Raw genomic sequence first — 14,099 nt, 5'->3', positions numbered from 1 at the left:
TGGAGTACTAATGAGCAGATCCCCGTTTTCCTACATTCGCAGCGGATTCGCCTTCTTCTGGCGGGCGCTGGACACCGGCCGCCGCACGGTCCTGAACCTGCTGTTCCTGTTCGTGCTGATCGTGCTGGGATACGCGATCTTCTTCGGCGGCGCCAAGCCGCTGGCGCCCAAGACCACGCTGGTGCTGAACCTGAAGGGCCAGCTGGTCGAACAGTCCGCCTCCAACGCGCGCGACGCGCTGCTGACCAGCGTGCGCGGCGGCGAGAACCACAAGATGATGCAGCTGCGCGACGTGCTGTCCGTGCTGGAGACGGCCGCCAAGGATCCCGAGATCACCGGCGCCGTGCTGTTGACCGACGAGATGGAAGGCGGCGGCCAAGCCATGCTGCGTGAAGTGGCGGCCGGCATCGACCGCTTCAAGGCGTCCGGCAAGCCGGTGGTGGCCTGGGGTTCGAGCTACGACCAGCGCCAGTACCTGCTGGCCGCGCATGCCAGCGAGGTGTACCTGCACCCGATGGGCATGGTGCTGCTGGAAGGCTTCGGCCGCTATCGCAACTACTACCGCGACGCGCTCGACAAGCTGGGCGTGACGGTCAACCTGCTGCGCGTGGGCACCTACAAGAGCTTCGGCGAGCCGTACATCGCCAACGGCCCATCGCCGGCCGCGGTCGAGGCGGAGGCTTACCTGAACAATGCGCTGTGGGCTTCCTACACCGGCGACGTCGAGAAGGCGCGCAAGCTGCCGGAAGGCCAGGTCATGAAGACCATCAACGACCTGCCGGCCCAGGTGGCCGCCGTCAACGGCGACCTGGCCAAGCTGACGCTGTCGGTCAAGCTGGTCGACGGCCTGAAAACCAAGGACGAAGTCCGCGAGATGATGATCAAGCGCGGCGCGCTCGACGCCGAAGGCAAGAGCTTCCGCCAGATCAGCTTTGACGACTACCTGGCCCGCGTCCACACCAAGCTGACCGGCGACGCCATCGGCGTGGTGGTGGCGCAGGGCGAGATCAGCGACGGCAGCACCGGTCCCGGCGCCATCGGCGGCGATTCGACCTCCAAGCTGATACGCGCCGCGCGCGAGGACGACCATATCAAGGCCGTGGTGCTGCGCGTCGATTCGCCTGGCGGCAGCGCCTTCGCCTCGGAGCTGATCCGCCGCGAGCTGGAACTGACCCGCGCTGCCGGCAAGCCGGTGGTGGTCTCGATGGGTAACGTCGCAGCGTCCGGCGGCTACTGGATTTCGATGTCGTCCGATGAAGTGATCGCCGAGCCGACCACCATCACCGGCTCGATCGGCGTGTTCGCCATCCTGCCGACCGCCGACAAGGTGATCGACAAGCTGGGCATCCACACCGCCGGTCAGCCGACCACCTGGCTGGGCGACGCCGGCAATCCACTGCGTCCGCTGGACCCGCGCTTCGGCCAAGTGATCCAGGGCAGCATCAACCACGTCTACGCCGAGTTCACCGGCCGCGCGGCCAAGGCCCGCAAGACCACGCCGGAGAAGATCGACGCCGTGGCGCAGGGCCGTGTGTGGACCGGTGCGCAAGCCAAGGAGCGCGGCCTGGTCGACACGCTGGGCGGCTACGGCGATGCGTTGAAATCGGCCGCCAAGCGCGCCAAGCTGGCCGACTACCGCGTGGTCTACATCGAACGCGAGACCAGCAAGTTCGATCGCCTGATCGAAATGGTGGGCGGCTCGGCGGCGCACGCGGTGGCACAGTCGGTGGCACAATCGGTGGCACAAGCCGTCGGCGCGGAGCTCAAGCTGGGCGTGGCCGCCAGCACCGGCCTGCCGCCCAACGCGGCAACCGGTATCGTCAACGATTTGGGTTGGCTGTCGGAGATCACGACGGCGCACAAACCGTTCACCGCCATCACCCACTGCCTGTGCGAATCGCCGTGACGTGAATGCGGTCGCTGGCTATGGCGCCGTCATTTCGGCGCTGCCGCCAGCAGTAGCGTAATCTCGAAGCTGCCGCGGCCATCGGGCATCGGCACGCAGCGGGCCTCGCCGCCGTGACGGCGGGCGATCTGGCGCACCAGCGCCAGACCGAGGCCTGCGCCGCTGTTGTCGCGCGTGCCGCGACGGCGGTAGAACGGCTCGAACACCCGCTCGAATTCCTCTTCCGGTATCCCCGGACCACTATCCCAGACCGCCAACGTGGCCTTGCGTTCGTCGCAGGTGATGGTGACGTGCGCCGGCGCCACGCCGTGGCGGCGCGCGTTCTCCAGCAGGTTGCGCAGCAGCCGGCGCAGCAGGCGCGGATCGCCCAGCATCACGGCGGAGGCGCCGTTGAGCACCGCGTCGTCGTAGCGCGCGCATTCTTCCGCCGCCAGCGCCAGCAGATCCAGTTCCTCCAGCTGCGCGTTGTCGTGCGTGGCGCCCAAGCGGCTGGCCAGCAGGATCTCGTCCAGCAGGTCGTTCAATTCGGCGATGTCCTGTTCCAGCCCGGCGCGGCGCTTCGGATCGACGCCGTCCTTGATCAGCTCCAGCGCCAGGCGGATGCGCGCCAGCGGCGTGCGCAGTTCGTGCGAGGCGTTGGCCAGCAGCGTCTTGTGCGCGCCCACCAGTTGTTCGATCTGGTCGGCGGCGCGGTTGAAGCTCTGCGCCAGCCTCGCGATTTCGTCCTTGCCCTCGACCGGCACGCGCGCCGTCAGGTCGCCGGCGCCCAGCGACTCCACGCCTTGCTGCAGGCGTTCCAGGCGCTTGGTCAGACGCCGCACCAGCGGGAATGCGGCGATGCCGATGGCTAGCGCGAGCAGCAGCAGGGCGTTGTGCAGCATGGCCTTGGGCCGCGTGAAGCCCAGCGGCTCGCTGGACAGCAGGCGGCGGCCGTCCGGCAGCCGCACGTACGATTCCGGCGGCGGGCCGCCCATCTCGTGCTGCCGCCAGCGGTGGCCGGGGATGGGCGCGCCGATCACGGCCAGCTGTTCCCAGTTGCGGCTGTAGAGCGTCATGCGCGCATCGAGGCCGGCGGCCATGTGCTCCAGCGCGGCCTGCTGCGCGGCCGGTGGGGCGTCGGCCGGCGCCAGCGCGTTCTGGATCACCATCGCCAGCGTGGCGTTGGAGCGCTCCAGCGGTCCGCCGCTGCGGTTCCACACCATCACCACGGCCAGCGCGAACAGCAGAAGGCTGACCAGCAAGGCCACGTAGAAGCGGAAGTAAAGGCGCGGCAGGCCCCAGCTGAAGCGCGGGGCGGCCATCAGTCCTGCACCTTGGCGAACAGGTAGCCGGCGCCGCGCACGGTGATGATGCGGCGCGGCTTCTTGGGATCGTCCTCGACGGCGGCGCGGATGCGCGACATGTGGACGTCGATCGAGCGGTCGAAGGCTTCCATCGCTTCGCCCTTGAGCAGCTCCATCAGGCTGTCCCGCGACAGCACGCGGCCGGCGTGGCGGGCCAGCACCAGCAGCAGGTCGAACTGGTAGGAGGTCAGCTCGCAGGGCGCGCCGTCCAACCGCGCGGCGTGGGCGGCCGGGTCGATCTCCAGCCGGCCGAAGCGCAGGAACTCGGCGGCGTGTTGCGGGGTATTGTCCGGCTGGTGGCGATGCTCGACGCGGCGGCGCAGGATGGCGCGCACGCGGGCCAGCAGTTCGCGCGGTTCGAATGGCTTGGGCAGGTAATCGTCGGCGCCGATTTCCAGGCCGATGATGCGGTCGATGGCGTCGCCGCGCGCGGTCAGCATCAGCACGGGAATGTCGGACACGGCGCGCAACTGGCGGCAGACATCGAGGCCGTCCATGTCGGGCAGCATCAGGTCAAGAATCACGGCGTCGATGTCGCCGGCCGCGATGTGCTCCAGCGCCGCGCGGCCGTTGGGCGCGTGTGTGACGCGAAAAGCCGCCTGGCTCAGATACTCGGTGAGCATCTCGGCCAGGCGGGGGTCGTCTTCGACCAGCAGGATATGGTCAGGCATGGGATTCATGGTTGAGGTTCACGCGGACCATTCTACGGACAGGCGACCGGCTTCACAAGGCGGCTTAGCCGTGATGACCGTGGCGTTCGTGCATCTGGCCCAGGTGGTCCGCCAGCTTCTGGCGCTGCGCCGGCGTAAGGGTATCACCTACGTCTGCCAGCAGCTGCACCAGGCGCTTGGAGGCCTGGTCGGCCAGCGCCACGCCTTGTGCGCGGGTGGTTTCGAGCGCCGCGCGGTCGATGGTGGCGGCGGACATCTGCTGCATCACCTGCTGGTGGATCTGGTGCAGCTGCTCGTGCATCGGCTTGATGTCGGCCATGGCGGCCTTCACCAGCGGCTCGATCCTGGCCTTCTGCGCATCGGTGGCGTCGACTTCGACGTACAGGTGCTTGAGCATGCGGTCCATATGGGCGCTGGCGTCGATGGCGGCGTGCGGCCCGCCCATGTGGCGCTCGACGGCGAAGGCGCCGACGCCGACGACCAGTGTGGAACCCAGCAGGAATGCGGCGATGGTTTGGCGGTTAAAGATACTCATGTTCTATCCTCGTTTGGTTGATGTGGGAGACAACGAGGCCAGTGTGCACGGCCTGCGTGAAGCGGCGATGTCGCGTTCGTAAAGATATGTAAAGCGGGATTAACGCAAAGTGCGCAAAGTCCTTGATTTGTAGCGACTTTGTAACCGTGGGGGCGAGTGACTTACGGCGGCGGGGTGCCTGTGCTAGAGTCCACGCATTGATCGCCATGGTGGGTTTGCCATGGACACGCACGCCTAAAAAGGACAAAGATGGATACACCGACCAAGCCGAATCAGACCGCCGTTCCACCGCAGCGCAGCCGCCGTTCCAAGGTGGTCGGCAGCGTGATCGCCGTCGCCGCCATGGCGGGGCTGGGCGGACTGGCGTGGTACCTGACGCATCAGCCGCCAAGCGCCGGCGCGCCTGGTGCGCCGGGCGCGGGCGGTCCCGGTCCCGGCGGCCCTGGAGGTCCCGGTGGTCCAGGCGGCGGCCGTCGCGGCGGCCCGGCCACCACGGTGGGCGTCGCGACCGCCGAGAAGGCCGATATCCCGGTCACGCTGGAGGCGCTGGGCACGGTCACCGCCGCCGCCACCACCACGGTGCGTCCGCAAGTGTCGGGCATATTGCAGCAGGTGCTGTTCAAGGAAGGCCAGATGGTCAAGGCAGGGCAGGTGCTGGCGCAGATCGATCCACGCCAGTTCGAAATGGCGCTGCTGCAGGCTTCCGGCCAACGCCAGCGCGACGAGGCGCAGCTGGAAAACGCCAAGCTCACCTTGAACCGCTATCGCACGCTGCTGGGCCAGGACTCGATCGCGCGCCAGGATGTGGATACGCAGGCCGCATTGGTCAAGCAGCTCGAAGGCACGGTGATGACCGACCGCGCGCAGGAGGGCACGGCCAAGCTGAATCTGGGCTACACCAAAGTGATCGCGCCGATCACCGGCCGCGTGGGCCTGCGCGTGGTCGATATCGGCAACCTGGTGGGCTCCGGCGATGCCAATGGCCTTGCTGTGATCACCCAGCTGTCGCCTATCGATGTCGAGTTCTCGATCCCGCAGGACAGCGTGCCGATGGTGATGCAGCAGGCGAACGACGGCGCGCAGATGCCTGCCATCGCGCTGGACCGCACGCGCACCAATGCGCTGGACAACGGCAAATTCTCGGCCATGGACAACCAGGTCGATGTGCAGACCGGCACCGTTAAGGCCAAGGCGCGCTTCGCCAACGTCAAATCGGCGCTGTTCCCGAGCCAGTTCGTCAATGTGCGGCTGGAGCTGCGCACGATCAAGGATGCGGTGATGGTGCCGGTGACGGCGGTGCGCCATGGCGCCAATGGCGATTTCGTTTATGTGCTCAAGGCCGACAAGACCGTCACCATCCGCCCGGTCACACGCGGGCAGGCGACGGTCGACAAGGTGCAGATCGCCAGCGGCTTGCAACTGGGCGAGCAGGTGATCACCGAGGGCGGCGATCGACTGAAGGAGGGCGCCAAGGTCACGCTGCCGGGCGAGGGCAAGGGCCGTCGTGACGGTGCGGCCGGCGGTGCTGGCGGCGAACACGCGGGAGGCTGGAAGGGCAAGCGCGATGGCTCGGCCGGCGAGGCGGCGCCTGCGGCATCGGCACCGGCTTCACCGGCGGCTTCGGCGCCGGCATCGGCGGCCGGTGCGGCCTCCGCTCCGGCGGAAGGCGAGCGCCGTCATCATCGTAAAGAACAGGGCGCGGCACAACAATGAGTCCATCAGCACCATTCATCCAGCGGCCGGTAGCGACATCGCTGCTGATGCTGGCGATCGTCCTGGCGGGCATCGTCGGCTTCAAGTTCCTGCCGCTGTCTGCGTTGCCGCAGGTGGACTTCCCCACCATCCAGGTGCAAACGCTGTACCCCGGCGGCAGTCCCGAAGTGATGGGCCAGACCGTGACCGCGCCGCTGGAGCGCCAGTTCGGCCAGATGGCCGGCCTGCAGCGCATGAGCTCCACCAGCGCCGCCGGCGTCTCCATCATCACGCTGCAGTTCGGCCTGGGCCAGACGCTGGACGTGGCCGAGCAGGAAGTGCAGGCCGCGATCAACGCCGGCGCCTCGCTGCTGCCGACCGACCTGCCGGCGCCGCCGGTCTACGCCAAGGTCAACCCGGCCGACGCGCCGGTGCTGACGCTTGCCATCACCTCGGACACGATGCCGCTGACCGAGGTGCAGAACGTGGTCAACACCCGCCTGGCGCTGAAGATCAGCCAGGTGTCCGGCGTCGGCCTGGTCACGCTGAGCGGTGGCCAGCGTCCGGCCGTGCGGATCCAGGCGGACACCAACGCGCTGGCGTCCTACGGCCTGGGGCTGGACACGCTGCGCACCGCGATCACCGCCGCCAACGCCAACGGCGCCAAGGGCAGCTTCGACGGCCCGACCCGCGCCTACAGCATCAACGCCAACGACCAGCTGGTGACGGCCAAGGACTACAAGGACCTGATCCTGGCCTACAAGAACGGCGCCCCGGTGCGCCTGGCCGACGTGGCCACCGTCAAGGACAGCGCCGAGAACGTCGAACTGGGCGCCTGGTCCGGCAACAAGAAAGCCATTATCCTCAACGTGCAGCGCCAGCCCGGCGCCAACGTCATCGCCACCGTCGACGCCATCAAGGCGCGCCTGCCGGAGCTGCAGGCCGGCCTGCCGGGCGCGATGAAGGTCGAAGTGCTGAGCGACCGCACCACAGGCATCCGCGCCTCGGTCGAACACGTGGAGACCGAACTGCTGCTGGCCGTGGTGCTGGTGGTGCTGGTGATCTTCGCCTTCCTGCATAGCCTGCGCGCCACCGTGATCGCCAGCCTGTCGGTGCCGATTTCGCTGATCGGCACGTGCGGCGTGATGTATTTGCTCGGCTATAGCCTGAACAACCTGTCGCTGATGGCGCTGACCATCGCCACCGGCTTCGTGGTCGACGACGCGATCGTCATGATCGAGAACATCGCCCGCTACATCGAGGAAGGCGAAACGCCGATGGCCGCCGCGCTGAAGGGCGCCAAGCAGATCGGCTTCACCATCATCTCGCTGACGGTGTCGCTGATCGCCGTGTTGATTCCGCTGTTGTTCATGGGCGACGTGGTGGGCCGCCTGTTCCGCGAGTTCGCGATCTCGCTGGCGATCACCATTTTGATTTCCGCCGTGGTGTCGCTGACGCTGGTGCCGATGATGTCGGCGCGCTGGCTCAAGAGCCACGCCGAAGAGAAGCCGGGCCGCTTCGCCCGCCGCTTCCAGCAGTTCTTCGACTGGGTGATCAACCACTACGACCGTTCGCTGACCTGGGTGCTGAACCACGCCGGCCTGACGTTGCTGGTGGCCCTGGGCACGATGGCGCTGACGGTGCTGCTGTACGTGGTGATCCCGAAAGGCCTGTTCCCGACCCAGGACACCGGCCAGCTGCAGGCGCGCCTGGAGACCGGCAAGGCCGTCTCCTACGCCAGGATGGCGGACCTGCAGCAGCAGGCCGCGCGCCTGGTCCTGGAAGATCCGGACGTCGCAACGCTCAGTTCCGTGGTCGGCGTGGACGCCGCCAACAACACCATGCTCCATACCGGCAGCATGCTGATCAACCTGAAGCACCAGCGCACCGGCAGCCAGCAGCAGACCATGGACCGCCTGCGCCAGCGCGTGTCGCAGATCCCCGGCCTGACGCTGTACCTGCAGCCGACCCAGGACCTGACCATCGACGCCGAATCCGGCCCGACCCAGTTCCGCGTGTCGATCGAAGGCGCGGACAACGCCACCGTCAACCAGTGGGCCACCAAACTGGCGGAGCAGATGCGTACCAAGCACGAATTGCGCAACGTGGTATCGGACGTCGGCGCTAGCGCCAACGCGGCCTACGTCACCGTGGACCGTGACAGCGCCTCGCGCATGTCGATCACCGCCGCCTCCATCGACGACGCGTTGTACAGCGCCTTCGGCCAGCGCATCGTGTCGACCATCTTCACCGAGACCAACCAGTATCGCGTGATCCTGGAGGCGCGCCGCGACGACATCACCACGCCGGCCGACCTGGGCAACCTGCAGATCCGCACCGGCTCCGGCAAGGCCACGCCGCTGTCGGCGGTGGCCTCCATCAGCGAACGCGCCGCGCCGCTGCAGGTGACGCACGTGGCGCAGTACCCGGCCACCACGCTGGGCTTCGACACGGCGCCCGGCGTTTCGCTCGGCACGGCGGTGGACTCCATCAAGCAGGCCGCCGCCGAGATCAAGTTCCCGGCCTCGGTCACGCTGACCTTCCTCGGCGCGTCCGGCGCCTATCAGAACTCGCTGTCGAACCAACTGTGGCTGATCCTGGCCGCCGTGATCTGCGTCTACATCGTGCTGGGCGTGCTGTATGAAAGCTATATCCATCCGCTGACGATTTTGTCGACGCTGCCGTCGGCCGGCGTGGGCGCCTTGCTGGCGCTGCTGGTCAGCGGCCAGGACCTGGGCGTGATCGGCATCATCGGCATCATCCTGTTGATCGGTATCGTCAAGAAGAACGCCATCATGATGATCGACTTCGCCATCGAGGCTGAGCGGGAAGAGGGCAAGCCGCCGCGCGAGGCGATCCACCAGGCCGCGCTGCTGCGCTTCCGCCCCATCCTGATGACGACCCTGGCCGCGCTGTTCGCCGCCGTGCCGCTGATGCTGGGCTGGGGCGAGGGCGCCGAGCTGCGTCGTCCACTGGGCCTGGCCATCTTCGGCGGCTTGATCGTCAGCCAGATGCTGACGCTGTTCACCACGCCGGTGATCTACCTCGGCTTCGACAGCCTGGCACGCCGCTTCGGCGGCGGCAAGCCCGCGCAGCCGCCGGCTTCCGTTGAAGGTGGTGCGCTGTGAACCTGTCGTCGCCCTTCGTCAAGCGCCCGATCGCCACCGTCCTGCTGACGTGTGGCCTGGCGCTGGCCGGCATCGGCGCGTTCTTCGTGCTGCCGGTGGCGCCGCTGCCGCAAGTGGATTTTCCGGTCATCTCGGTCAACGCCAACCTGCCGGGCGCCAGCCCCGCCACCATGGCCACCAGCGTCTCCACGCCGCTGGAGCGCCATTTGGGCGTGATCGCCGGCGTCAACGAGATGACGTCGCAATCGAACACCGGCTCCTCCAGCGTGACCTTGCAGTTCGACTTGAACCGCAACGTGGACTCGGTCGCGCGCGAGGTGCAGGCGGCCATCAACGCCAGCCGCGTCGACCTGCCTGCCTCGCTGCGCAGCAACCCGACCTACCGCAAGGCCAACACCTCCGGCATCCCGGTGATGATCCTGGCGCTGACGTCGGAAACCCGCACACCGGGCCAGATCTTCGACGCCGTCTCCAACACCGTGCTGCAACGCCTGTCGCAGGTGACCGGCGTGGGCGACGTGGAACTGGGCGGCAGCTCGCTGCCGGCGGTGCGCGTCGAACTCAATCCGTATGCGCTGAACCGCTACGGCGTGTCGGCGGAGGACGTGCGCGCGGCCATCCAGGCCACCAACGCCAATCGTCCGCGCGGCGCCTTGCAGGGCAATGGCCGCCGCCTGCAGATCTATACCGAGTCGGCCCACGCCAGCGGCGGGCGCTCCGCCGCCGACTACCGCAACCTGGTGGTCGGCTGGCGCAACGACAGCGCGATCCGGTTGCAGGACGTGGCGCAGGTGATCGACGGCGTCGAGGACAACAACAACCTTGGCCTGTTCAACGGCAAGCCGGCGATCATTGTCATCCTGCGTTCGCAGGCCGGCGCCAACGTCATCGAAACCGTCAACAGCGTGCGCGCGCAGCTGCCGCAGTTGCAGGCGCAGTTGCCGTCCGACGTCAAGATCGACGTCGCCAGCGACAGCACCAATTCGATCCGCTCGTCGCTGCACGAGATCGAGATCACGCTGATTATTTCGATCCTGCTGGTGGTGCTGGTGGTGAGCGCCTTCCTGCGCAGCGTGCGCGCCACCATCGTGCCGGCGGTGGCGACCATCGTCTCGCTGTTGGGCACCTTTGGCGCAATGTACCTGCTGGGCTTCAGCCTGAACAACCTGTCGTTGATGGCGCTGACGGTGGCCACCGGTTTCGTGGTCGACGACGCCATCGTGGTCCTGGAAAACACCACCCGCCACATCGAGGCCGGCATGGACCGCTTCGAGGCGGCGCTGCTGGGCGCGCGCGAGGTGGGCTTCACCGTGCTGTCGATCAGCCTTTCGCTGATCGCGGTGTTCATTCCGCTGCTGTTCATGGGCGGCCAGTTCGGCGCGTTGTTCAAGGAGTTTGCCGTGACGCTGTCGGCGGCGGTGATGATTTCGCTGGTGGTCTCGCTGACCACTACGCCGATGATGTGCGCCTGGCTGCTCAAGCCCGGCCACACGCACGCCAAGCCGCCGGGCCGCATCGCCCGGTTTTTCGAGCGCGGTTTCGATTTCATCCTCAAGGGCTACGAGCATAGCCTGGACTGGGCGTTGTCCAGCGTGTGGCTGGTGATGCTGAGCCTTGTGTTCGTGATCGGGCTGAATTTCTACCTGTTCGCGGCGATTCCAAAGGGCGGCTTCCCGCAGCAGGACACGGGCCAGATCAACGGCGGCATCCGCGCCGACCAGAGCATCTCGTTCCAGGCCATGCAGGGCAAGCTGCGCCAGCTCGTCAACATCATCAAGGACGATCCCGATGTCGCCACGGTGGTGGGCTTCACCGGCGGCCGTCGCGCCGGCGGTGGCTTCATGTTCATCAACCTGAAGCCGGCCAACCAGCGCACGGTGGCGGGGCAGGCGGTGATCGCGCGGCTGCGTCCCAAGCTGGCCAGGGTGACGGGCGTGAGCCTGTTCCTGAGCCCCGTGCAGGATCTGCGGGCCGGCGGGCGGCAGGCCAACTCCAACTACCAATACACGCTCAAGAGCGACAACCAGGCCGATTTGAAGAAGTGGGCCAGCCGTCTCGCCGATGCGATGAAGGGACAGAAGGCATTGACCGACGTCGATACCGACCAGGCGGACAATGGCGTCGAGACCTTCGTCACCATCGACAAGAACAGCGCCTCGCGCCTCGGCCTGTCGGCGCGCGATGTGGATAACGCCTTGTACGACAGCTTCGGCCAGCGCCAGGTGGCGACCATCTACGGTGAGTTGAACCAGTATCACGTGATCATGGAAGTGCCGCGCGAGTTCGCCAAGAGTCCGGCGGCGCTGAACGATGTGCATGTGCCGTCGAAAGGCCTGCCCGCGCCGAGCGCCAGCAATCCGAATGGCGCGCCGGTGGCGCTGACGGTGGCCGCGACGGGCAGCGGTACCGGCACGAGCGGCACGAGCACCAGCACGGCCAGCGCCACGCCGGCCAATGTCGCCGCGCCGGCGGTCAAGGATGCGTCGTCCGGTTCCGCGTTGAGCACCAAGGCCACCACCATGGTGCCGCTGTCGGCGCTGGCCAGCTTCGCCGAGAGCTCGGCGCCGACGTCGATCAACCACCAGGACGGCGAACTGGCGACCACCATCGCCTTCAACCTGCAGCCGGGCACCAGCCTGTCCGACGCGGCGGAGCAGATCAAGGCGGCCGAAGCGGAAATCGGCATGCCGAACAATGTGCGCGGCAGCTTCCAGGGTTCGGCCAAAGCCGCGCAGGACAGCAACAAGTCGCTGCCGCTGCTGATCCTGGCCGCCATCGTGGTGATCTACATCGTGCTGGGCATCCTGTACGAAAGCCTGGTGCACCCAATCACCGTGCTCACCACGCTGCCGTCGGCGGGCGTAGGCGCGGTGCTGGCGCTGTTGATCTTCAAGATGGAGTTCTCGACGATTTCGCTGATCGGCATCTTCCTGCTGATCGGTATCGTCAAGAAGAACGCCATCCTGATCATCGACTTCGCGCTGGAGGCGGAACGCTCGCGCGGCCTGACGCCGGTGCAGGCGGTGCGCGAAGCCTGCCTGCTGCGCTTCCGCCCGATCCTGATGACCACACTGGCCGCCGCGCTGGGCGCGCTGCCGCTGGCGATCGGCTTCGGCGAAGGCTCCGAGCTGCGCCAGCCGCTGGGCGTGGCCATCATCGGCGGCTTGATCGCCAGCCAGGTATTGACGTTGCTGACCACACCGGTGGTCTACATCCTGATGGACAAGCTGCGCCGCCGCAGCGCGTCCGAACAACATTTAAGCCGCATCCACAGCGAAGCGCCGGGTACACCATGAACAAAACCGCACCATCCCTCCGTTATCCCCTGATCGCGCTGGCCGCCTTGCTGGCCAGCGGCTGCGCGGTCGGCCCGGCCTACCAGTTGCCTTCCACGCCGCAGCCGTCGGCCTACAAGGAAACCGCCAGCGAGGCCGAGAAGGTCGCCGCCGGCTGGACCGCCGCCGCGCCGGCCGACGCGCTGGAACGCGGCCCGTGGTGGCAGCTGTTCGCCGATCCGCTGCTGAACCAGATGGCCGACAGCATCGAGGTCTCGAACCAGAACGTCGCCGCCGCCGTCGCCAACTACGCGCAGGCGCGGGCGCTGGTGGAGCAGCAGCGCGCCTCGCTGTTCCCGTCCGCGACGCTCAACGGCAGCGCCAACCGCTCCGGCGGTGGCGGCAACACGCCGACCGCCAACCAGTACCGCGCCAACATCGGCGCCAGCTGGGAGCCGGACGTGTGGGGCAAGCTGCGCGCCGGCGCCAACAACGCCAACGCGAGCATGCAGGCCAGCGCCGCCGAACTGGCCGCCGCGCGCTTGTCGGCGCAGGGCGAGCTGGCCACCAACTACTTCTCGCTGCGCCAGACCGACGCGCAGAAGGCGCTGCTGGATGCCACCACCGAAGGCTACGAGCGCGTGCTGCAGATCACGCAGAACCGCTTCGACGCCGGCATCGCCGCCAAGTCGGACCTGCTGCAGGCGCAGACCCAATTGGCCAACGCCCGCATCGACCAGGTCACGCTGAGCGCCAGCGCGCCACGCTGGAACATGCGATCGCGGTCCTGTTGGGCAAGGCCGCCAGCGATTTCAGCCTGCCGTCGGCGCCGTGGAAGGTGGTGGTGCCCGATGTGCCTACCGGCGTGCCGTCGACGCTGTTGCAGCGGCGCCCGGACATCGCCGCCGCCGAGCGCCGCGTGGCCGCCGCCAATGAGCAGATCGGCGTGGCGCGCAGCGCCTACTTCCCGAGCCTGAACCTGACCGGCTCCTTCGGCTACGGCTCCAGCTCGACCGGCGGCTTGTTCAACGCCTCCAACAACCTGTGGTCGCTGGGCCTGTCGGCGGCGCAGACCTTGTTCGACGCCGGCGCCACCCGGGCGCGCGTGAGCGGCGCCGAGGCGCAGCGCGATGCGGCCATCGCCCAGTACCGCCAGACGGTGCTGGCCGCGTTCGCGGACGTGGAGAACCAGCTGGCCGCGACCCGCGCGCTGGCCCAGCAGCAGGATCTGCGCAAGATCGCCTCCGAGGCGGCGGACCAGGTCGAGGCGCAGATGCTCAACCGCTACCGCGCCGGCCAGGTCGGCTACAGCGACGTGGTGACGGCGCAGAACACCGCGCTGGCCGCGCGCCGCGCGCTGGTGCAGTCGCAGGCCGACCGCCAGACCACGGCGGTGGCGCTGATCCAGTCGCTGGGCGGCGGCTGGCATGCCGCTAGCGATTAGACTGTTGTAAGGCGGGGCGCGTGCGCTTGGTTTTTGGGTGGCGTGTTTGTATAATCATCTGGCAAGATGTAAACAAATACCACTTTCCCGAGACACCTGATCGCC

At 67.6% G+C, this 14,099-nt stretch carries 7 protein-coding genes and 1 pseudogene; 5 read left to right on the top strand and 3 right to left on the bottom strand.

Annotated features, from left to right (window positions below; all coding sequences use genetic code 11):
* The first annotated feature begins 10 nt into the window (after positions 1-10).
* Positions 11-1,906: a signal peptide peptidase SppA gene (gene sppA / locus HUX88_RS19590; RefSeq protein WP_176362841.1), complete on the top strand. Its 1,896-nt coding sequence runs from the start codon at positions 11-13 to the stop codon at positions 1,904-1,906.
* A gap of 29 nt (positions 1,907-1,935) precedes the next feature.
* Here sppA and HUX88_RS19585 read toward each other — a convergent pair whose 3' ends face one another.
* From HUX88_RS19585 to HUX88_RS19575, 3 genes are all read right to left on the bottom strand, one after another.
* On the bottom strand, positions 1,936-3,207 hold the full coding sequence (locus HUX88_RS19585) for an ATP-binding protein (protein ID WP_176362840.1): 1,272 nt from the start codon (positions 3,205-3,207) through the stop codon (positions 1,936-1,938).
* Positions 3,207-3,920, bottom strand: coding sequence for a response regulator transcription factor (locus tag HUX88_RS19580; protein WP_176362839.1), 714 nt, complete (start codon positions 3,918-3,920; stop codon positions 3,207-3,209). Before HUX88_RS19580 ends, HUX88_RS19585 begins: the two co-directional genes overlap by 1 nt.
* 64 nt (positions 3,921-3,984) lie before the next feature.
* Positions 3,985-4,455 (bottom strand): Spy/CpxP family protein refolding chaperone, encoded by a 471-nt coding sequence (locus tag HUX88_RS19575; RefSeq protein ID WP_176362838.1) that lies wholly within the window; start codon positions 4,453-4,455, stop codon positions 3,985-3,987.
* A 249-nt stretch (positions 4,456-4,704) separates the two neighbouring features.
* On the opposite strand from HUX88_RS19575, the gene HUX88_RS19570 reads away from it, so the two are divergent.
* The 4 genes and pseudogenes from HUX88_RS19570 to HUX88_RS19555 all read left to right on the top strand — a co-directional run bounded on the left by HUX88_RS19570 (position 4,705) and on the right by HUX88_RS19555 (position 13,994).
* Positions 4,705-6,168, top strand: a complete 1,464-nt coding sequence (locus HUX88_RS19570; protein WP_176362837.1) for an efflux RND transporter periplasmic adaptor subunit — start codon at positions 4,705-4,707, stop codon at positions 6,166-6,168.
* Positions 6,165-9,275 carry an efflux RND transporter permease subunit gene (locus HUX88_RS19565; RefSeq protein ID WP_117013544.1) on the top strand — a complete coding sequence of 1,037 codons (3,111 nt, stop codon included), beginning with the start codon at positions 6,165-6,167 and terminating at the stop codon, positions 9,273-9,275. Before HUX88_RS19570 ends, HUX88_RS19565 begins: the two co-directional genes overlap by 4 nt.
* Positions 9,272-12,571 carry an efflux RND transporter permease subunit gene (locus tag HUX88_RS19560; RefSeq protein ID WP_176362836.1) on the top strand — a complete coding sequence of 1,100 codons (3,300 nt, stop codon included), beginning with the start codon at positions 9,272-9,274 and terminating at the stop codon, positions 12,569-12,571. The genes HUX88_RS19565 and HUX88_RS19560 overlap by 4 nt, the downstream gene beginning before the upstream one ends.
* A pseudogene (locus HUX88_RS19555) lies at positions 12,568-13,994 on the top strand (efflux transporter outer membrane subunit). Before HUX88_RS19560 ends, HUX88_RS19555 begins: the two are co-directional and overlap by 4 nt.
* Positions 13,995-14,099: the final 105 nt, after the last annotated feature.

The sequence above is a fragment of the Duganella sp. BJB1802 genome, from assembly GCF_013369445.1.
In the GTDB taxonomy this organism is placed as follows: domain Bacteria; phylum Pseudomonadota; class Gammaproteobacteria; order Burkholderiales; family Burkholderiaceae_D; genus Rugamonas; species Rugamonas vulcania_A.
Note: the sequence above shows the minus strand (reverse complement) of the source record. Positions and strands in the feature narration are given on the sequence as shown.

Excerpts from the sequence above, each read along its gene's own strand:
- sppA (WP_176362841.1), top strand. The coding sequence starts at position 11 with ATGAGCAGATCCCCGTTTTCCTACATTCGCAGCGGATTCGCCTTCTTC.
- HUX88_RS19585 (WP_176362840.1), bottom strand. The coding sequence starts at position 3,207 with ATGGCCGCCCCGCGCTTCAGCTGGGGCCTGCCGCGCCTTTACTTCCGC.
- HUX88_RS19580 (WP_176362839.1), bottom strand. The coding sequence starts at position 3,920 with ATGCCTGACCATATCCTGCTGGTCGAAGACGACCCCCGCCTGGCCGAG.
- HUX88_RS19575 (WP_176362838.1), bottom strand. The coding sequence starts at position 4,455 with ATGAGTATCTTTAACCGCCAAACCATCGCCGCATTCCTGCTGGGTTCC.
- HUX88_RS19570 (WP_176362837.1), top strand. The coding sequence starts at position 4,705 with ATGGATACACCGACCAAGCCGAATCAGACCGCCGTTCCACCGCAGCGC.
- HUX88_RS19565 (WP_117013544.1), top strand. The coding sequence starts at position 6,165 with ATGAGTCCATCAGCACCATTCATCCAGCGGCCGGTAGCGACATCGCTG.